14 protein-coding genes and 2 pseudogenes are annotated in these 19,569 nt (G+C 68.8%); 13 read left to right on the top strand and 3 right to left on the bottom strand.

From position 1 onward, the window contains the following. Positions 1-25 precede the first annotated feature (25 nt). Entirely contained in the window at positions 26-1,612 is a 1,587-nt protein-coding gene (locus tag ACZ32T_RS13010) for an alpha/beta hydrolase (protein WP_467366781.1), read from the top strand. Between the two features lie 137 nt (positions 1,613-1,749). Here ACZ32T_RS13010 and ACZ32T_RS13005 read toward each other — a convergent pair. Further along, positions 1,750-1,893: pseudogene (locus ACZ32T_RS13005) on the bottom strand (peptidoglycan-binding domain-containing protein); the annotation flags it as partial. Here ACZ32T_RS13005 and ACZ32T_RS13000 point away from each other — a divergent pair. The 5 genes and pseudogenes from ACZ32T_RS13000 to ACZ32T_RS12980 form a co-directional block, all read left to right on the top strand. Next, entirely contained in the window at positions 1,872-2,264 is a 393-nt protein-coding gene (locus ACZ32T_RS13000) for an ATP-binding protein (protein ID WP_467366779.1), read from the top strand. The pseudogene ACZ32T_RS13005 and the gene ACZ32T_RS13000 sit on opposite strands and share 22 nt — an antisense overlap. A 170-nt stretch (positions 2,265-2,434) precedes the next feature. Next, on the top strand, positions 2,435-7,078 hold the full coding sequence (locus tag ACZ32T_RS12995) for an RHS repeat-associated core domain-containing protein (protein WP_467366777.1): 4,644 nt from the start codon (positions 2,435-2,437) through the stop codon (positions 7,076-7,078). Then, positions 7,075-7,755 carry an SMI1/KNR4 family protein gene (locus ACZ32T_RS12990; protein WP_467366775.1) on the top strand — a complete coding sequence of 227 codons (681 nt, stop codon included), beginning with the start codon at positions 7,075-7,077 and terminating at the stop codon, positions 7,753-7,755. Before ACZ32T_RS12995 ends, ACZ32T_RS12990 begins: the two co-directional genes overlap by 4 nt. Positions 7,756-8,073: 318 nt before the next feature. Beyond that, positions 8,074-8,613: an SMI1/KNR4 family protein gene (locus ACZ32T_RS12985; RefSeq protein WP_467272604.1), complete on the top strand. Its 540-nt coding sequence runs from the start codon at positions 8,074-8,076 to the stop codon at positions 8,611-8,613. Between the two features lie 131 nt (positions 8,614-8,744). Next, positions 8,745-8,996 (top strand): annotated as a pseudogene (locus ACZ32T_RS12980) (UvrD-helicase domain-containing protein); the annotation flags it as partial. A 56-nt stretch (positions 8,997-9,052) separates the two neighbouring features. Here ACZ32T_RS12980 and ACZ32T_RS12975 read toward each other — a convergent pair. Further along, positions 9,053-9,625, bottom strand: coding sequence for an adenylosuccinate lyase (locus tag ACZ32T_RS12975; RefSeq protein WP_467366773.1), 573 nt, complete (start codon positions 9,623-9,625; stop codon positions 9,053-9,055). Positions 9,626-9,970: 345 nt separating this feature from the next. On the opposite strand from ACZ32T_RS12975, the gene ACZ32T_RS12970 reads away from it, so the two are divergent. After that, positions 9,971-11,752 (top strand): 3-hydroxyacyl-CoA dehydrogenase family protein, encoded by a 1,782-nt coding sequence (locus tag ACZ32T_RS12970; protein ID WP_467366771.1) that lies wholly within the window; start codon positions 9,971-9,973, stop codon positions 11,750-11,752. A gap of 91 nt (positions 11,753-11,843) precedes the next feature. Continuing rightward, complete coding sequence (locus tag ACZ32T_RS12965; protein WP_467272598.1) at positions 11,844-12,659, top strand: TetR family transcriptional regulator; 816 nt, start codon at positions 11,844-11,846, stop codon at positions 12,657-12,659. Positions 12,660-12,677: 18 nt separating this feature from the next. Here ACZ32T_RS12965 and ACZ32T_RS12960 read toward each other — a convergent pair whose 3' ends face one another. Next, positions 12,678-13,430: a restriction endonuclease gene (locus ACZ32T_RS12960; RefSeq protein WP_467272596.1), complete on the bottom strand. Its 753-nt coding sequence runs from the start codon at positions 13,428-13,430 to the stop codon at positions 12,678-12,680. 128 nt (positions 13,431-13,558) lie between these two features. Between ACZ32T_RS12960 and ACZ32T_RS12955 the strand changes: the two genes are divergently transcribed. The 5 genes from ACZ32T_RS12955 (at position 13,559) to ACZ32T_RS12935 (ending at position 19,569) form a co-directional block, all read left to right on the top strand. Further along, complete coding sequence (locus ACZ32T_RS12955; protein ID WP_467366768.1) at positions 13,559-14,353, top strand: GNAT family N-acetyltransferase; 795 nt, start codon at positions 13,559-13,561, stop codon at positions 14,351-14,353. Between the two features lie 365 nt (positions 14,354-14,718). Further along, positions 14,719-16,056: a crotonyl-CoA carboxylase/reductase gene (gene ccrA / locus ACZ32T_RS12950; RefSeq protein ID WP_467366766.1), complete on the top strand. Its 1,338-nt coding sequence runs from the start codon at positions 14,719-14,721 to the stop codon at positions 16,054-16,056. Between the two features lie 8 nt (positions 16,057-16,064). Beyond that, positions 16,065-18,077 carry a protein meaA gene (locus tag ACZ32T_RS12945; protein ID WP_467272590.1) on the top strand — a complete coding sequence of 671 codons (2,013 nt, stop codon included), beginning with the start codon at positions 16,065-16,067 and terminating at the stop codon, positions 18,075-18,077. Next, complete coding sequence (locus ACZ32T_RS12940; RefSeq protein ID WP_467366764.1) at positions 18,074-19,039, top strand: HpcH/HpaI aldolase/citrate lyase family protein; 966 nt, start codon at positions 18,074-18,076, stop codon at positions 19,037-19,039. Before ACZ32T_RS12945 ends, ACZ32T_RS12940 begins: the two co-directional genes overlap by 4 nt. Positions 19,040-19,041: 2 nt before the next feature. Continuing rightward, a complete protein-coding gene (locus ACZ32T_RS12935; protein ID WP_467272586.1) occupies positions 19,042-19,569 on the top strand; it encodes a MaoC family dehydratase in 528 nt (175 codons plus the stop codon).

Here is a 19,569-nt window from a genome sequence, read left to right as displayed (position 1 = left end):
GCGTTCCCCGACCACGGGAGGCCCTATGACGAAACGTGCAGGAATCCTGGTCGCCGTCGGCGCCACGGTCGCGGGTCTGGTGACCGCCGCGCCGTCCACCGCGTCCGCGCCGTCCACCGCGTCCGCCGCGACACCCGCCGCAGCACCGCTCTCGTGGAAGGGCTGCGGGACGAAGACGTATCCGGCGCTGCAATGCGCAACCGTCCGTACTCCGCTGGACCATGACAACCCGTCGGGCAGGCAGGTCACCCTCGCCCTCTCCAGGATCCCGCACACGGCGAAGACCTCGCAGGGCCCCCTGCTGGTCAACCCCGGCGGCCCCGGCGGCAGCGGGCTCTCCATGGCGGGCTTCGTCGCGTCGTCGCTGCCCGCGAAGCTCGCCGCGCAGTACGACGTGATCGGTTTCGACCCCCGCGGGGTCGGCAAGAGCACCCCCGCGCTGGACTGCGTACCGAAGTACTTCGAGCCCGTGCGACCCGACTCCGTGCCGGACTCCCACGCCGCGGAGAAGACCGCGCGCGACCGGGCCGCCTCCTTCGCCACCGCCTGCGGTGAGAAGCACGGCGACCTCCTGCCGTACATGGACACCGTCAGCGCCGCGAAGGACCTCGACGTCATCCGCCGGGCCCTCGCCGCCCCGCGGATCAACTACTTCGGATACTCCTACGGCACCTACCTGGGCGCGGTCTACGCCAAGCTGTTCCCCGAGCGCGTACGCCGCCTGGTGCTGGACTCGGTCGTCGACCCGGACGGCGTCTGGTACGAGGACAACCTCGGCCAGGACCACGCGTTCGACGCCCGTCACAAGGCCTTCATGGCGTGGGTCGCGAAGAACGACACCACGTACAAGCTCGGCAAGGACCCGGCAGGCGTCGAGGCCGCGTGGTACCGGATGCGCGACGCGGTGAAGAAGCACCCCGCGGCCGGCAAGGTGGGCCCCAGCGAGCTCGAGGACACCTTCATGCCGGGCGGCTACTACAACGGCTACTGGCCGCGCCTCGCCGAGACGTTCGCGGCGTACGTCAACGACAAGGACCAGGACGCGCTCGCCACCGCGTACAAGGACTTCGCCGCCGTGGACAGGAGCGGCGACAACGGCTACTCCGTCTACGCCGCCGTGCAGTGCCGCGACGCCGGCTGGCCCCGGACCTGGAGCACCTGGCGCAACGACACCTGGCAGGCGCACCGCAAGGCGCCCTTCATGTCGTGGAACAACACCTGGTACAACGCCCCGTGCGCCACCTGGCCGGTGGAGCCGCTGGAGCCCGTCCGGGTCACCAACGACGCGATCCCGCCCGCGCTGATCCTCCAGGCGACCGACGACGCGGCCACGCCCTACGAGGGCGGCGTCACCATGAGCCGCAGGCTCAAGGGGTCGAGCCTCGTCGTCGAGCAGGGCGGCGGCAACCACGGCATCACCCTGAGCGGCAACGACTGCCTGGACGCACACCTGGTGGACTACCTCACCGACGGCACCCTGCCGACCGGCGGCGGCAGCGGCGCGGACGCGGTCTGCGACGCCCTGCCGCAGCCGAAGCCCGCCCCCGCCACAAAGGCCGGCGCCAACCCGAAGGGCAAGGCACTGCACGGCCTGCTCGGCTTCCGGGGCTGAGGAAAACCCCGGGCCCCGTGCCGGGGGCGTACGCCAGGACGGACCGCGTGACCACACGCCCCGATCCCGCGTACGCCCCCGGCGTGCGAGCAAATGACCCGGCCCCCCGGGGCAGTCCGCTCGCGATGCCCAGTCGGTCAGACCGGCGGGTTGGCGCAGGCCTTGCGCCGGAACGCCGCCCTGGTCCCCGATCCGGCGATGCCGTCGAGGGCACCCGTGTAGCCGTAGAACTTCTTCAGGTTGGCCTGGAGCGAAACGATTGTCCTGGGCCCCACGATCCCCGCCTGTCGGACCAGCCCTGCGAATCAGGCCCACCCAACGGCTGGACGCCTGGGGCATCGCCTACCGTTCCCCCGCCCACGAGACGCTCTCGCTCATCACCGGCGAGCTCTGCGCCAACGCCGTGCAGCACGGCCACGTCCCAGGAAGCGACTTCCGCGTACGCCTGACCGTGACGGCGGACGTACTCCGTATCGAGGTGACCGACACCCGCACCGAACGACGCCTCGCCGATACCCCTCGGTCCACCACCCCACCCATGGACTCCGAAACGGGCCGCGGGCACCTCCTCATCGAGCACCTGGCCGCCCGCTGGGGTGTCACTCCACGCGTCGGCGCGCCCCGCAAAACCATCTGGGCCGAGCAGCTGTGAAGGAGCCGCCGGCCACCCTCAGCACCAACCGTCGTTGCTGGGCGGGCCGTTCTGCCCGTCTCTCCCGATCTCACAGGGTATGGCGGTCAATCGTATGGTGGGTCGAGCTGCTGATCAGTCAATCGGGGGGTTGCATCGTGGGGTATACGATTCCTGAGGGTGTCGACACCATGCTCGACGTGGTCGGTGTGGGCTGGCCGAATGTCGATGAGGACGCGTACCGCGACATGGCGGACGCCCTGCGGGAGTTCGGCGATGACGCGGACGACGATGCGTACGCCGCGTACCAGCACATCCAGAAGCTGTTGGCGAGCGGCCAGAGCGAGTCGTTGGCCGCCCTGGACGCGCACTGGTCGAAGGTCCAGGGCAAGCACAAGGATCTGGCGAAGGCGGCGCGCCTCGTCGCGGGTGCGTTGGACCGGGTCGCTGACATCATCGTGGCCCGGAAGATAGCCGCAGTGGCCGAACTGGCCGATCTGTGTGCGACGGTGGGGATCACGCTGGCGTTCGCCCCCCTGACCGCCGGGCTGTCGACGCTCCTGGCCGGCGCGAAGATCGCAGCTACCCGCATCGCCTTCAAGCGCATCCTGAAGGAGATGGCTGAGGCTGCCGTATCGGAGATCGTCGCGACGCTCACCGAGCCGGCGGTCGCCGCGATCGAGAACATCGTGGCGGACCTGGCCGTCCAGACCGCGCTGAACGTCGCGGGTGTGCAGGACGGTTACAGCACAGGGCAGACGGCGCAGGCGGGCAAGGACGCGCTGCAGATCAACTCGGTGGGCGGGCCTGGCGGCCCGGGCCCCGGCGGAGGCCCGGTGATCGACCACGATGCGCACAGCAAGGCCGGGATGCATCTGGCCAGTGTGCAGATCAACATGCGGGAGAAGACGGGCGGCAAGCTCGGCAAGGCCAAGGGCCACCATGGCCGGGCCAAGGGCAAGGACTCCCTGACCGCTGTACTCGACACCACGATCGAAGGGGTGGTGGACAAGCTCGGTAAGGCGCTGAGCGACATGGGCGACCACGTGGGCAAGACGGTTCCCGAACGCATCGCCAAGAGTTCCAAGACGCACAAGGACACCGACCACGACATCCGTGACGGCCTGAACAAGATCACCCCGGGCGACGGCAAGGGTGACGACAGAGGTGAACGGCGCGTGGACAACGGAGGCGGGCGCCGCAGAACCCCGCCTTCGATGCAAGACGCCCAGGAGAACCCGCGAGGCAATGCGGTCTCCCTGTCCAAACGGCGCTGTGAGACGGATCCCGTCGATGTCGCAAGTGGGCAGATGGTGCTGCCACAGACGGATCTGGAGCTGCCCGGGGTTCTGCCCCTCGCCATCCGACGCACCCACATATCCGACTATCGATACGGCCACTTCTTCGGCGCGAGTTGGGCATCGACCCTGGACGAGCGTTTGGAACCTCTCGGTAACGGCGCCGCCTGGGCGCGCGAGGACGGTTCGGTGCTTCTCTACTCCGCGCTGCCCGAGGAAGGCGTCGGCACGCACCCCGTCGAGGGGGAGCAACTGCCGCTCACGCACGGGGGCACCACAGCGATGGGCGACATCACGTACGTGGTGACGGACCCACGCACAGGGGTGATCCGCAGATTCCTGGGCAGCCCCTACCGCGGCGGCGTGTACTGGCTGCTGGAGATCGAGGACCGCAACGGCAACACCATCCGGATTCACCGTGACGACCACGGCCTGCCCTCCGCCGTGCTGCACGACGGCGGCTATCGGGTGCTCGTCAACTCTGACGCACAGCTCGGGCGCGTCACCGGACTGTCGCTCCAAAGTCCACAGGGCCCTGTCCCAGTCGTGGCCTTCGGCTTCGACAGCGACGCATGCCTGGAAACGGTCACCAACTCTTCCGGGCGCGCCCTGCGGTTCACCTACGACCAGGACAAACGAATCACCTCCTGGACCGATCGCAACGGGTCCGCCTACCAGTACGTGTATGACAGCGCCGGTCGGGTCGACCGGACCATCGGACCGGAGGGCTTCCTCTCGTCCGCCTTCACCTACGAGGTGGAGGGCGCAACGAACCAGCGGATCACCCGCTACACCGATTCCACCGGCTCGGAAACCGCCTTCCATCTCAACGAGCATCTGCAGGTCATCCGCGAGACCGATCCCCTCGGGCACACGACGTACTCCGAGTTCGATGCCTTCGGCCGCCCGTTGTCGCGCACGGACGCTCTGGGCGGTACCACCCGCTACGAACGGGACGAGGAGGGCAACCTCGTCGGGCTTGTCGCCCCCGACGGTGCCCGCACCACTGCGACGTACAACGACAGGAATCAGCCCGTCGCGATCACCGAACGTGGGGGCATCACACGGCGATACGCATACGACGATCGTGGGAACTGCGTTGCCGCGGTGGATGCGATCGGCGCAAGGACCGACTACGAGTTCGACGCCCATGGTGGTCTGGTCACGGTGCATGATGCGGCAGGCGGACTGACCCGGATCACGAACGACGCCGCAGGTCTGCCCGTCGGGATGACGACCGACAGCGGTGCCAGCATGCTCTGCACACGCGATCCCTTCGGCCGGGTCACCGAGGTCACTGACGCCATGGGCGCCACCCTCCGCCAAGGCTGGACGGTCGAGAGCAAACTCACGTGGCGGGAACTGCCCGACGGCACACGCGAGCAGTGGGCGTGGGACGGGGAGGGCAACCTCATCGAACACGTTGACCGCATGGGCCGTGTCAGCACCTCCGTGCCTACACATTTCGACCGGGTCGCGACCCGCCGGGATGCCGGCGGAAATGGCTATCGCTTCACCCATGACACGGAACTGCGCCTCACCACTGTCACCAACGCGCACGGCCTGGAGTGGCACTACACCTATGACGCGGCGGGCCGACTCGTCGCGGAGACAGACTTCGACGGCCGCACCGTCTCCTACACGCACGACGCGGTCGGCCGCCTCATACGGCGCACCAATGCCGCAGGGCAGAGTCTGGCGTACGAAAGGGATGTTCTTGGCAGAGTCACCCGGATTCGCCATGAGGACGGTGCGGTCTCCGCCTTCGCCTATGCGGCCACCGGTCACATAGGACAGATCAGCAATGCCCACGCCCGTATCGACCTCGAACGCGACGCGGAAGGCCGTGTACTCGCCGAGACCGTCAACGGGCGCAGGCTCTCCTTCACCTACGACGTCCTCGGCCGCCGCACCCACCGGCGTACCCCGTCAGGAGCCAGCAGCGACCTCGCCTACGGCCGGGGAGGGCTGGCTACCTACACAGCGGGAGATCACACCTTCCGCTTCGAACGGGACGCACTGGGACGAGAGACCTCTCGCACCGTGCAGGGGATGCTCGCACTGCGCCAGAGCTGGGACGCGGTCGGCCGTGTGGTTCTCCAGTCCTTGAGTACGCCAGGCGCAGAGCCCCTGGAGCGGGCCTTCGTCTACCAAGCCGACGGCATTCCCCTCAGCGTGGACGACAGCCACACCGGCCTTCGCACCTACACCGTTGACGCGGCGAGTCGGATCACTGCCGTCGACGCGCAGGGATGGACCGAGCAGTACGCCTACAACGCCGCCGGTGATCAGACCCACACCGCGCTTCCCACCGAAGCACCCGGTCAGGACACCGTCGGCCAACGCCGATACCAGGGTTCTCAGGTCACGCATGCCGGGCGAGCCCGATACCGGTACGACGCGCAGGGCCGCGTCACCCTGCGTCGGACCACGACCCTCAGCGGAAAGATCCTCACCTGGCGTTTCACCTGGGATGCGGAAGACAGGCTCACGCACGTCCATGCTCCGGAAGGCCGTTGGCGCTATCTCTACGACGCTCTCGGACGCAGGACAGCCAAAGAGCGCACGGATGCCGACGGCCACACGATGGAAGCGATCTCCTACTGCTGGGACGGGTCCCAACTGGCAGAACAGACCGCTGCAGGCGTGACGTCGGTGTGGGATTACGCAGGACTGCATCCCCTGGCGCAGCGAGAGTCCAAGACGGACAGCGCCCAGAGGGAGATCGACCGGCGGTTCTTCGCTGTCATCACCGATCTGTCCGGCAGCCCCAGCGAACTCGTGGGCAGCGACGGATCCCTCGGTTGGAGGGCCCGCAGCACAGCCTGGGGCGCCACACAGTGGAACCGTGACAGCACCGCCTACACCCCCCTGCGCTATCCGGGGCAGTACTTCGATCCGGAAACCGGCCTCCACTACAACGTCAATCGGTACTACGACCCTGACATCGCCCGCTACACCAGTCCTGACCCGCTCGGCATCGCGCCTGCCATCAACCACTACGGCTATGTCCCCAACCCCTTCACCTTTGCCGATCCGTTGGGTCTGGCGGGGTGCGAGGCCGACCCGACCTGGGGAGGGCGAGTCCGGTTCACCCGTGACGAGCACGGTCGGCCCTACGAGATGAACGCAACGATCACGCGGGACATGCTCAGGGAAGGAACAGAGGCCAACAAATTGCTGAGGCCCCCCGGGTTTCTGCACGGTACGGACTACAACCAGGGGCGAGGTCACATGCTGGCGAATATTCTCGGTGGTTCCGGTGACACCCTGGACAACCTTTTCACCATCACCCAGACCCCTACCAACAGCCCGGACATGCGGGGCTACGAGAAGCAGATCTACGATGCTGTCTTCAACAACAGCGAGACCGTGACTTATAGCGTCTACCTCGAATACACGGACGACAAGAAGGACTCCGTTCCGAAGTGGATCCAGATGGAGGCCAATGGATCAGGTGGTTTCCACCTTGACAAGCAGTTTGAGAATCTTGACCACGCAGATCAGCTGAAACGACGCGCCAGAGGAATCCAGTGACCGCCTTCGCCGCCCTGACCCGACTCTGCCCGCCACCAGAGGATGCGAGTCACCGCCGCCCCATCGACTGGCACCAGGTCGAGAGCGTTCTCGGTGTGCCGCTTCCCGAGGACTACAAGCGGCTCGCATCCACGTACGGCCCGGGGTCCTTCGCCGACTACTTGCGCATCTACCAACCCGACGGGGTCACTGAATGGGTCGATCTCACCGGCCCGATGCCCGCCAGGATCCGCGAGCAGCTGCAGCTGGACCACGACCGAGGCACCTACCCTGCTCCGTACGAGCCGCGGCAACTCCTGCCGATGGGCGGCACCGACAACGGAGAGCACCTTTTCTGGATCACGGAACCACGGACTGCCCCGGACGCCTGGCGTATCGCCGTGAACGAAGCCCGCGGGCCTCGGTGGTTCACCTACGACGGAACCCTCACCGAGTTCCTCGTCTCCGTACTGAGCGGTGAGACGTCCGTGCCCCAGTTCCCCAAGGACGTCCTCGAACCGACGACGGCATTCGTCCCCTCGGACCCCACGCTGTGGGCCCCACCACAGGCTCCGGCCCGGCCACCCGTCGACAGCGAGACCATTCGGGAATGGGCTCGGGCCAACGGTCACCAAGTATCCGCCGGCGGACGCATTCCGGCCGCGATCCGCGAGGCATGGGAGAACGCCCACAGCTGACTGAACGAATCGATGCCGAACTGGCCGGTGACCACAGACGAGCCTCCACCGGTTCTCGCAGGAAGAGCCCGGCGAATGCGGGTAGGGGCGGGCGAACAAGAAGCTGAACAAGACCGGTCTGCTCGGCACGCCCCATCGGGTACTCCGTCACGCCCGTCTACCGGACGAACGACCCCACCGACGTCGTACCGATCGGCCTGACCATCGAAGGCCGGAGCGACAAGGGTTTCAGCTTCACGCCCCACGAAGGCGGCAGCAACATCGTCACTGTCCTGTACGTCACCAAACGCGTCTGACCTGGTACAGATAGAGACAATCATGCACCCCGCCGTGGAACGCCTCACCGAACTCGTCGCGCCTTCCGGTCCAGGCCGGTCCCGGGACTGGCAGGCCGTCGAGCGGGCACTCGGCACCGCGCTGCCGGGCGACTACCGGCAGCTTGTCGAGACGTACGGGGGCGGCGTCTTCGACGAGACGATCTGGCTTCTGGATCCTGCCTGCCCGGACGACGACTACGAACTGCTCGCGCAAGCAACCGAAAGGGACGAGACCCTCGAGAAGCTGTGGGAGGTCGAGCCCAGGCCTGCTCAGCTCCAGGAGTCCGGTACGAAGGTACTGCCCTGGGCCTACATCGAGGGCACAGGGGCAATGCTGTATTGGCTGGTGAAGCCGGGACAGGAGCCGGACGATTGGACGGTCATGTTCAACGAGGGCCGTGGGCCGTTGTGGGAACACCATGACGCTCAGTGCGCGTCCTTCCTTCTGGCCGTTCTCACAGGGCGAGCGGAGACTGACTACTTCCCGGCACTCCCTGTTGATCAACATCAGTTCGATTCCAACGACGAGATTCTCGGATAGCCGCGCCGAGGTCCGCCAACGCGCAGTGAGCGGAACATGGCTCGGCACAGCAGGACAGCGGAATTGCTGAACGGGCATCCCGACTGTCAGCCGCCGGATATGCGGTTGTCCGTAGATCGTCGGCTTTCGTCGGTGTCGTCCCCCTCGGGACATGTATGTTCCGCTTCAAGGGCATCGAGTACCAGCGCATGATCGTCGCCGGGGTCAGCGACGGGCTGATCCCCAGGGACGACGTGAACCGGAGACGTAGCACCGATCCGGTGCGCTACCGGCGCGAGGTCCAGCAGGCACGCTCACTGCTGTTCGTCGCCACCACGCGGGCCCGCGACAGCCTGGACATCTTCCGGCACGGCACGCCGAGCCCTTCCTGGCGCCGCCGGTGACCGCCGGGCGGTGACGGGGCGCCGGACGGCTGGGCCCTCCTCACGCCCCATATCCCTCACCCCGCTCGGAGCCGGCTGAGCGCCTCTGCCGCCGCACCACCGAGGCGCGGGTGTGGGAGGGCCGCCTCCAGGACCGAGCGGGCCCGGCCGTCCCCGAGGGTCCCCAGCCCCTCCACGCACGCGAGGGCGACGCGCCAGTGCGGCTCGTCGGGGGTCAGGAGCCGGTGCAGGGTGCTGACCAGGGCGGGCACCGACTCGGGTGCGCGCAGCGCGGTCAGCAGTCGGACCGGGTGCAGGGCGTAGGCCGTGCGCAGGGTGTTGGTGGCCAGCGCGGCGGCGGCCCGAGGGGTCCGGGGGTCACCGAGGAGTCGCAGCGCGTGCGCGGCCGATACGCAGCGCTCGGGATCGCGGTGGTTGAGGAGGAGGACCAGCGCCTCGAAGGCCCGGCGGTCGCCCTGGCAGCCGAGGCGGAACGCCGCGATCTCGCGGGCCCAGAGCGGGCGTTCGCGTTCCACGAGGACCCCGGCCAGCTCCTCGTCGTCGTCGGTGGCGATCAGCCGGCGGAAGATCTCCGATTCCCCGGCCTCGTGGCCGAGCCTGTCCGTGAGCGAGCGGAACTCCTCATCCATGACGCTGAGTTTAGAGCGGTGAACGCGCTGTGGTTGACGAACTGTGTGCCAGTGCACAGCCCGCCAGGGCTGGCGCGCTCGTTACCCGCCGGTTAAGCTCAGGTGAGCGGGACACACACCCGCCGGCTCCGATGGCCTGGTGACGCAGCCACCCGGAGTGTTCGTCGGTTCGGCAGTTCGTGAGACGTGGCTCCGGGACAGAGCCCGTCACCCTTCCCCCCGTGCGCCCAGAGCGCCCGGGACCGTGCACCACGACACGCAGTTCCCGCACACCGAGCGCCGGTCGATTCCGACCCTGCGCGCCGCCGTGCTCCTCACAGTCGTCACTCACCCTGGAGTCCCGTGATGGACACCCCGCTCACCACCATTGCCGTCGTCGGTCTCGGCACCATGGGCACCGGCATCGCCGAGGTCCTGGCCCGTGCGGGCCGCGAGGTCATCGGCATCGACACCGACGAGGCCGCCGCCCGGCAGGCCGTCGCCACTCTGGAGGCCTCCACCGAGCGCGCCGTGCGCCGCGAGCGGATCACGGAGCAGGAGCGGCGCGACATCCTCGCCCGGTTCCGTACGTTCTCCGATCTGCAGGCCGCCGCGGAGGCGGAGCTGGTCATCGAGGTCGTGCCGGAGACGTACGAGATCAAGCAGCAGGTCTTCCGGGAGCTGGACGCGGTGGTCTCCCCCACCGCGATCCTCGCGACGGGCACGAACGCCCTGTCCGTGACCCGGCTGGCCGCCGAGTCGCAGCACCCCGAGCGGGTGCTCGGCCTGCACTTCTTCAACCCGGCGCCCGCGATGAAGCTCGTCGAGGTGGTCTCCTCCGTGCTGACCGCCCCGCCCGCCGTGGAGAGCGTCACCCGGCTCGCCCGTGAGCTGGGCAAGGAGCCGGTCGCGGTCGGCGACCGTCCAGGTTTCGTCGCGGACGGTCTGCTCTTCGGCTACCTCAACCAGGCCGCGGCGATGTACGAGGCCAACTACGCCTCCCGTGAGGACATCGACGCCGCCATGAAGCTGGGCTGCGGGCTGCCGATGGGCCCACTGGCGCTGCTCGACCTGATCGGTATCGACACGGCCCGCACGGTGCTGGAGGCCATGTACTCCGCGTCCCACGACCGGCTGCACGCGCCGGCGCCGGTGCTCGGCCAGCTCAGCGAGGCCGGGCTGACCGGCCGGAAGGCGGGCCGCGGCTTCTACACGTACGACGCCCCGGGCGGCCAGTCCGTGGTGCCGGACGCCCTGACCCCGGTGGAGAGCGCGGGCGCGGTCACCGGGCGCGAGGTCTCCTCGGTGGGGGTGGCCGGTTCGGGGACGATGGCCTCGGGCATCGCGGAGGTCTTCGCGAAGGCCGGGTACACCGTGGTCCTCGCCGCCCGCAGCCAGGAGAAGGCGGAGACGGCCAAGGCGCGGATCGCCAAGTCCCTGGGCCGCTCCGTCTCCAAGGGGAGGCTCACGGAGGAGGCACGGGACGAGACCCTCGCCCGGATCACCCCGGCGGGCTCCCTGGACTCCTTCGCCGATGTCGATCTCGCGGTCGAGGCGGTCGCCGAGGACCTGGAGATCAAGCGGGAGCTCTTCCAGACCCTGGACAAGGTCTGCAAGCCGGGTGCGGTGCTCGCGACGACCACCTCGTCGCTGCCGGTCGTGGCGGTCGCCCGGGTGACCTCGCGTCCCGAGGACGTCGTCGGGATGCACTTCTTCAACCCGGCGCCCGCGATGAAGCTGGTCGAGGTGGTCCGCACCGTGCTGACCGCCGACGACGTGCACGCCACGGTCCGCGAGGTCTGCGTGAAGGTGCGCAAGCACCCGGTCGACTGCGGTGACCGGGCGGGCTTCATCGTGAACGCCCTGCTGTTCCCCTACCTCAACAACGCGATCAAGATGGTCGAGGAGCACTACGCGACGCTCGACGACATCGACGCGGCGATGAAGCTGGGCGGCGGCTACCCCATGGGCCCCTTCGAGCTCCTGGACGTCGTCGGCCTGGACGTCTCGCTGGCCATCGAGAAGGTTCTGCACAGCGAGTTCCGCGACCCGGGCCTCGCCCCGGCGCCGTTGCTCGAGCATCTGGTGGCCGCGGGCTGCCTCGGCCGCAAGACGGGGCGCGGCTTCCGCGAATATGCCCGCCGCTGACATCGGAGCGGGGTGGGGCGGGTTGCTGGGGCCCTCGGGCGACCCGCCCCCACAGGCGCACTCCCCTGCGCCGATGGGTTACGTTCACCTCATGTCCCAACCCGCCAAGTCCCCTCGTTCCTCCGCCTCCGCGGACGCCCCTGAGAGTGCCGCGAGCACCCGGGCCGCCGCCCAGCGGCTCAAGATGCGCCGCGAACTGGCCGCAGCGGCCATGGAACTGTTCGCCACGAAGGGGTACGAGGCGACGACGGTCGACGAGATCGCCGGGGCGGCCGGGGTCGCCCGGCGCACGTTCTTCCGCCACTTCCGCTCCAAGGAAGAGGCCATCTTCCCGGACCACGACGACACCCTCGTCAGGGCCGAGGCCGTCCTCAACGCCGCCCCCGCGCACGAGCACCCGCTCGACACCGTGTGCCGCGGCATCAAGGAGGTCATGAAGATGTACGCGGCGAAGCCGGCGGTCTCCGTGGCGCGCTACAAGCTGACCCGTGAGGTGCCCACGCTCCGTGAGGCCGAGATCGCCTCCGTGGCCCGCTACGAGCGGCTGTTCACACGCTATCTGCTGGGCCATTTCGACGAGCGTGACCACCAGGTGGGCAATGACGACCCGCTGCTCGCCGAGGTCGCCGCGTCCGCCGTGGTGACCGCGCACAACCATGTGCTGCGCCGCTGGCTGCGGGCGGACGGACAGGGCGACGTGGAGTCCCAGCTCGACCACGCGTTCGCGATCGTGCGGGAGACCTTCGGCACGGGGATCGGGGCGGGGCGGACCGTGGGGGGCGAGACCGGGAAGACTCCTGCGGCCTCGGTGTCCAGGGAGGGCGAGGTGCTGGTCACCGTGGCCCGTACCGACGCGCCGCTCGACGAGATCATGCGCACGATCCAGCAGGCGCTGAAGGAGCACTGAGACCCGCCCCGGCGGGGCTCACCCCTCGGTGGGCTGCACGGACGCGCTCGCGTACCAGGGCGGCGCGGCGCCCTCGCTCCACGCGGTGAGCCCGTCGAGACCGACGCAGACGATGCCGCACCGCTCGGCGTACTCGAAGGCGGGATCGGTGAATTCGCCGGTGGTGACGACGACGGCCGCCTCGGCGCCGTGCACCGCGTAACAGGTGCCGCCGAAGCGCTGGAGATCCTGCGAGCCCACCTTGTTGTCGCTCGTGTACCTCTTGCACTGCACGACCAGGCGGCGGCCGTCCGGTGTCGTGCCCACCACGTCGGCGCCGAGGTCACCGGCGCCTCCGACGACCTCGGCGTCCAGACAGCCGTCCCGCCTGCAGAGCGCGGCCACGGCCTCCTCGAAGTCGTACGGGTCCATGGCCTCGTAGTCGACCGTCCGCACCGGCTCGGGAGGCACCTCCGCCGCGTCGGCCTCCGGCGGCTCCTCCAGGGCCGCGTCCACGACCTCGTAGGCGGTCTCGACGGCTGCCGCGGCGGTCCTGGCGGCCGCCCTGCGGCTGCGGCGCAGGCGCAGGAGCACCACGACCGCGGCCACCAGGGCGACGGCCGAGACCACGGCGACCACCGGGTGCCGTTCGGCGCTCCTGAGGGCCGTGCGCACCGCGAGTCCGGCGCCGCAGAGCAGGAGCGCGAGGAACGCGAAGCCGAACGCCGTCCGCCTGACGTCGAATCCGGGCCTGCGGCCCTGCCGGGCCGTTCTGCGCGCCTGTATTCCCATCGCGTACCCACCCCTTGTCCGTTGCGGTCATCTCAAGATCACTTACGTGTGCCCCACGGCCGCCGGTTGACGCCCCGTCGGAGGAAAACCCGGTGGCCGGACCGGGACATGAGTGTTCGGATGCGCGCATGGAACCTGATGAGATGCTGGCCCTCTTCGATCACGAGATGCGCGAGCACGCCCGCCCGGACGGCCCCGGCACGCGCGTCGAGCGGGTCGGTGACGTCGTACGGCAGACCGGTGGCCCGGACGACTGGAACGGCGTCGTGTGGACCGCTCCGGACCTCTCCCCCGCCCGCGCCGAGTCGGAGATCGCGGCGCAGGTGGGGCACTACACCGCTCAGGGCGTCGGCGAGTTCGAGTGGAAGCTGTACGCACACGACGGCCCGGCCGGCCTGGGCGCCCTCCTCGCCGCGGCCGGGTTCGAGCCGGAGCCGCCGGAGACACTGCTGGTGGCACCGGTCGCGGACCAGGCCGGGGCGGTGGAACTCCCCGACGGGGTCCGGCTGCGGAACGTGACCGACGCCGCAGGGGTGGAGCTGATGGTCCGGGCCCATGAGCTGGCCTTCGGCACCGACGGTTCGCGGCTGCGCCATCAGACCCTGGCCCGTCTCGCCGACGCCCCGCCGGACACGTTCGTCGCGGTGGTCGCCCTGGCCGGCGACGAGCCCGTGAGCTCGGCCCGGATGGAGATGCACCCCGGCACCGGCTTCGCCGGGCTCTGGGGCGGTGGCACGGCGGCCGGATGGCGAGGCAGGGGTATCTATCGCGCCCTGATCGCCCATCGAGCCCGTATCGCCTCCGCGCTCGGCTACCGCTTCCTCCAGGTCGACGCGACGGACCGGTCCGCCCCGATCCTGCGGCGGCTCGGCTTCACGGCCCTGAGCACGACGACGCCGTACGTGTACCGCACCGCGCCGTAGCCGCCACAAAAGGCGGAGCAAAGCGACATACCTACCATGATGTTGCTCATGCGTGCCTACGAGATGACAACTGAGAGAAATTGTTGGCACTGGGTGCCTTGCCACCTGTCACGCAGTGCCATACGTTGAAGGTGTCCGGGCGGCCGGCGTGCAGAGATCTCTCGTACGCCGGCTGTCCCCGCAGACCACGTGTCCGCGCGCCCGGACGCCTGCGTCACAGGCACCCCTTCTGCTCCACCGAGCAGGCACAGCGCACCACCACGCCGAACCGACGGCACACCTCCACACCGCACCGCTCCCCTGACCACAGGGGCCTCCGAGCGTTTCCCTCGACGCCGGAGACCCGATCTGCCGGAGGCATCACCGTGAAGGAAATCCTGGACGCGATCCAATCGCAGGACGGTACGGCCGCGGACTTCGCGGCCCTGTCCATCCCCGAGTCGTACCGCGCGGTGACCGTGCACAAGGACGACGCCGAGATGTTCGCCGGCGTCGCCAGCCGCGACAAGGACCCCCGCAAGTCCCTGCACGTCGAGGACGTGCCGGTTCCCGAGCTCGGCCCGGGAGAGGCCCTGGTGGCGGTCATGGCCAGCTCGGTCAACTACAACTCCGTGTGGACGTCGATCTTCGAGCCCGTCTCGACCTTCGGCTTCCTGGAGCGGTACGGCAAGCTCAGCGATCTGAGCAAGCGCCACGACCTCCCGTACCACGTCATCGGCTCCGACCTCGCGGGCGTCGTCCTGCGCACCGGGCCCGGCGTCAACGCCTGGACCCCGGGTGACGAGGTCGTCGCGCACTGCCTCTCGGTGGAGCTGGAGTCCTCCGACGGCCACAACGACACGATGCTCGACCCGGAGCAGCGGATCTGGGGCTTCGAGACCAACTTCGGCGGCCTGGCGGAGATCGCGCTGGTCAAGTCCAACCAGCTGATGCCGAAGCCCAAGCACCTCAGCTGGGAGGAGGCCGCGTCCCCGGGCCTGGTCAACTCCACCGCGTACCGCCAGCTCGTCTCGCGCAACGGCGCCGGCATGAAGCAGGGCGACAACGTGCTGATCTGGGGCGCCAGCGGCGGACTCGGCTCCTACGCCACGCAGTTCGCGCTGGCCGGCGGCGCCAACCCGATCTGCGTCGTCTCCAGCGACCAGAAGGCGGAGATCTGCCGGAAGATGGGCGCCACCGCGATCATCGACCGCAACGCCGAGGACTACAAGTTCTGGAAGGACGAGCACAACCAGGACCCTCGTGAGTGGAAGCGCTTCGGCAAGCGCATCCGTGAACTGACGGGCGGCGAGGACGTGGACATCGTCTTCGAGCACCCGGGACGCGAGACCTTCGGCGCCAGCGTGTACGTCACCCGCAAGGGCGGCACGATCGTGACCTGCGCCTCGACGTCGGGCTACAACCACGAGTACGACAACCGCTACCTGTGGATGTCGCTGAAGCGGATCGTCGGCTCGCACTTCGCCAACTACCGCGAGGCGTGGGAGGCGAACCGCCTGATCGCCAAGGGCAGGATCCACCCGACGCTCTCCAAGGTCTACTCCCTGGAGGACACCGGCCAGGCCGCCTACGACGTGCACCGCAACCTGCACCAGGGCAAGGTCGGCGTGCTCGCACTCGCCCCGCGCGAGGGCCTGGGCGTGCGCGACACCGAGCTCCGCGAGCAGCACATCGACGCCATCAACCGCTTCCGTAACGTCTGAGGTCTGCCATGACCGAACGTCAGAAGGACCGGCCGTGGCTCATGCGGACCTACGCCGGTCACTCGACCGCCGAGGCGTCCAACGAGCTCTACCGCCGCAACCTCGCCAAGGGCCAGACAGGTCTCTCGGTCGCCTTCGATCTGCCCACGCAGACCGGCTACGACCCCGACCACGTCCTCGCCCGCGGCGAGGTGGGCCGGGTCGGCGTGCCCGTCTCGCACCTCGGTGACATGCGGCGGCTGTTCCAGGACATCCCCCTGGAGCAGATGAACACCTCGATGACGATCAACGCCACCGCGATGTGGCTGCTGGCGCTCTACCAGGTGGTCGCGGAGGAGCAGGGCGCGGACCCGGACAAGCTCCAGGGCACGACGCAGAACGACATCGTGAAGGAGTACCTGTCGCGGGGGACGCACGTCTTCCCGCCGGTCCCGTCGCTGCGGCTGACGACCGACATGATCACGTACACGGTCAACCGCATCCCGAAGTGGAACCCGATCAACATCTGCAGCTATCACCTGCAGGAGGCGGGGGCCACTCCGGTCCAGGAGATCGCGTACGCCATGTCGACGGCCATAGCGGTCCTCGACGCCGTGCGCGACTCCGGCCAGGTGCCGGAGGAGAAGTTCGGCGCCGTCGTCGCCCGCATCTCCTTCTTCGTGAACGCGGGGGTCCGCTTCATCGAGGAGATGTGCAAGATGCGTGCCTTCGGCCGTATCTGGGACCGGGTGACGCGCGAGCGGTACGGCATCTCGGACCCCAGGCAGCGCAGGTTCCGCTACGGCGTGCAGGTCAACTCCCTGGGGCTCACCGAGGCTCAGCCGGAGAACAACGTCCAGCGCATCGTGCTGGAGATGCTGGCCGTCACGCTCTCCAAGGACGCCCGCGCCCGCGCGGTGCAGCTGCCGGCCTGGAACGAGGCGCTCGGGCTGCCGCGCCCCTGGGACCAGCAGTGGTCGCTCCGTATCCAGCAGGTGCTCGCGCACGAGAGCGATCTGCTGGAGTACGAGGACATCTTCGCCGGTTCGCACGTCATCGAGGCCAAGGTCGACGAGCTGGTCACCGAGTCGCTGGCCGAGATCGACCGGATCCAGCAGATGGGCGGCGCGATGGCCGCCGTGGAGTCCGGCTATCTCAAGTCGGAGCTCGTCTCCTCGCACGCGACGCGGCGGGCCCGGATCGAGGGCGGCGAGGAGAAGATCGTCGGCGTCAACATCTACGAGAGCACCGAACCCAGCCCGCTCACCGCGGACCTCGACGCCGCGATCATGACGGTGGACCCCGAGAACGAGGCCCGGGTCGTCGCCGCTCTCCACGAGTGGCGCGACAACCGCGACGAGGCCCGTGCCACCGAGGCGCTGACGGCCCTGAAGAAGGCCGCGGCGGGCACCGCGAACATGATGGAGGCGACCGTCGAGTGCGCACGGGCGGGCGTCACCACGGGTGAGTGGGCCTGGGCCCTGCGCGACGTGTTCGGCGAGTTCCGGGCGCCGACGGGTGTCTCGTCGGCGCCGGTGGCCGTCGCCGCGGAAGCGGGGACGCCGCTCGCGCTGGTCCGCGAGAAGGTCACCCGCACCGCCGGGGACCTGGGCGTCGGGCGACTGCGGCTGCTGGTCGGCAAACCCGGCCTCGACGGGCACTCCAACGGCGCCGAGCAGATCGCCGTACGCGCCAGGGACGCGGGCTTCGAAGTGGTCTACCAGGGGATCAGGCTGACGCCCGAGCAGATCACCGACGCCGCGCTGGCCGAGGACGTGCACTGCGTCGGCCTGTCCATCCTGTCCGGCTCGCACGCCGAGCTGGTGCCGGACGTGCTGCGCCGGCTGCGCGAGGCCGGTGCGCCGGACATCCCGGTGATCGCCGGCGGCATCATCCCCCCGGCCGACGCGCACGCCCTCATCGAGGCCGGCGTCGCCGCCGTCTTCACCCCGAAGGACTTCGGCATCACCGAGATCATCGGCCGTATCGTCGACGAGATCCGGAAAGCGAACAAGCTCGACCCTCTGGAGGTCCCCGCATGACCCAGCCCGTGAACCGTCTGCGCCCGCGCCGCTCCTGTCTCGCCGTACCGGGCTCGAACCCGCGGTTCCTGGAGAAGGCCCAGGGCCTGCCGGCCGACCAGGTCTTCCTGGACCTGGAGGACGCCTGCGCGCCGCTGGCCAAGGAAGGCGCCAGGCACCACATCGTCGACGCCCTCAACAACGGCGACTGGGCCGGCAAGACCCGGGTCGTGCGGGTCAACGACTGGACGACCCACTGGACGTACCGCGACGTCATCACGGTCGTCGAGGGAGCGGGACCCAACCTCGACTGCATCATGCTGCCGAAGGTGCAGGACGCCCAGCAGGTCGTCGCGCTGGACCTGCTGCTGACCCAGATCGAGAAGACGATGGGCTTCGAGGTCGGCCGGATCGGCATCGAGGCGCAGATCGAGAACGCCAAGGGCCTGGTGAACATCGACGACATCGCCGCCGCCTCGCCCCGCCTGGAGACCCTGATCTTCGGCCCGGCCGACTTCATGGCCTCGATCAACATGAAGACCCTGGTGGTGGGCCAGCAGCCGCCCGGCTACCCGGCGGACGCCTACCACTACATCCTGATGCGCATCCTGATGGCGGCCCGTACGCACGACCTCCAGGCCATCGACGGCCCGTTCCTCCAGATCCGCGACGTGGACGCCTACCGCGAGGTCGCGGGCCGTGCGGCGGCGCTGGGCTTCGACGGCAAGTGGGTGCTGCACCCCGGTCAGGTCGACGCGGCGAACGAGGTGTTCTCGCCCTCGCAGGAGGACTACGACCACGCCGAGCTCATCCTCGACGCCTACGACTGGTGCACCTCGGAGGAGGGCGGCAAGAAGGGCTCGGCGATGCTCGGCGACGAGATGATCGACGAGGCCAGCCGCAAGATGGCCCTCGTCATCGCGGGCAAGGGCCGCGCCGCCGGTATGCGGCGCACCTCCAAGTTCGAAGCTCCGGAGGCCTGATCATGCAGTTCGGACGCACCTATGAGGAATTCGAGGTCGGTGCCGTCTACAAGCACTGGCCCGGAAAGACGGTCACGGAATACGACGACCACCTCTTCTGCCTGCTGACCATGAATCACCACCCGCTGCACATGGACAGCAACTACGCCGAGAAGACGACGGATTTCGGAAAGAACGTTGTCGTAGGCAACTACATCTACTCGCTGCTGCTCGGGATGTCGGTGCCGGACGTCTCGGGAAAGGCGATCGCCAACCTGGAGGTGGAGTCACTGAAGCACGTGGCCCCGACCTTCCACGGCGACACGGTCTACGGCGAGACGACCGTGCTCGACAAGACGCCGTCGAGGTCCAAGAGCGACCGCGGCATCGTTTATGTCGAAACGAGGGGATACAAGCAGGACGGCACGCTGGTCTGCGTGTTCCGCCGCAAGGTGATGGTCCCCACCGCGACGTACATCAAGGAGCGCGGCGGCGAGCAGCCGGGCCGCCCCGAGACCGATCAGCCGACGAGCAAGAACGTGGAGAAGTAG

It is taken from the genome of Streptomyces sp. NPDC023573, assembly GCF_055559735.1.
This window is presented reverse-complemented; position numbering and strand designations above follow the sequence as displayed.

Excerpts from the sequence above, each read along its gene's own strand:
- ACZ32T_RS13010 (WP_467366781.1), top strand. The coding sequence starts at position 26 with ATGACGAAACGTGCAGGAATCCTGGTCGCCGTCGGCGCCACGGTCGCG.
- ACZ32T_RS12995 (WP_467366777.1), top strand. The coding sequence starts at position 2,435 with ATGCTCGACGTGGTCGGTGTGGGCTGGCCGAATGTCGATGAGGACGCG.
- ACZ32T_RS12985 (WP_467272604.1), top strand. The coding sequence starts at position 8,074 with ATGCACCCCGCCGTGGAACGCCTCACCGAACTCGTCGCGCCTTCCGGT.
- ACZ32T_RS12975 (WP_467366773.1), bottom strand. The coding sequence starts at position 9,625 with ATGGATGAGGAGTTCCGCTCGCTCACGGACAGGCTCGGCCACGAGGCC.
- ACZ32T_RS12970 (WP_467366771.1), top strand. The coding sequence starts at position 9,971 with ATGGACACCCCGCTCACCACCATTGCCGTCGTCGGTCTCGGCACCATG.
- ACZ32T_RS12965 (WP_467272598.1), top strand. The coding sequence starts at position 11,844 with ATGTCCCAACCCGCCAAGTCCCCTCGTTCCTCCGCCTCCGCGGACGCC.
- ACZ32T_RS12960 (WP_467272596.1), bottom strand. The coding sequence starts at position 13,430 with ATGGGAATACAGGCGCGCAGAACGGCCCGGCAGGGCCGCAGGCCCGGA.
- ACZ32T_RS12955 (WP_467366768.1), top strand. The coding sequence starts at position 13,559 with ATGGAACCTGATGAGATGCTGGCCCTCTTCGATCACGAGATGCGCGAG.
- ACZ32T_RS12945 (WP_467272590.1), top strand. The coding sequence starts at position 16,065 with ATGACCGAACGTCAGAAGGACCGGCCGTGGCTCATGCGGACCTACGCC.
- ACZ32T_RS12940 (WP_467366764.1), top strand. The coding sequence starts at position 18,074 with ATGACCCAGCCCGTGAACCGTCTGCGCCCGCGCCGCTCCTGTCTCGCC.
- ACZ32T_RS12935 (WP_467272586.1), top strand. The coding sequence starts at position 19,042 with ATGCAGTTCGGACGCACCTATGAGGAATTCGAGGTCGGTGCCGTCTAC.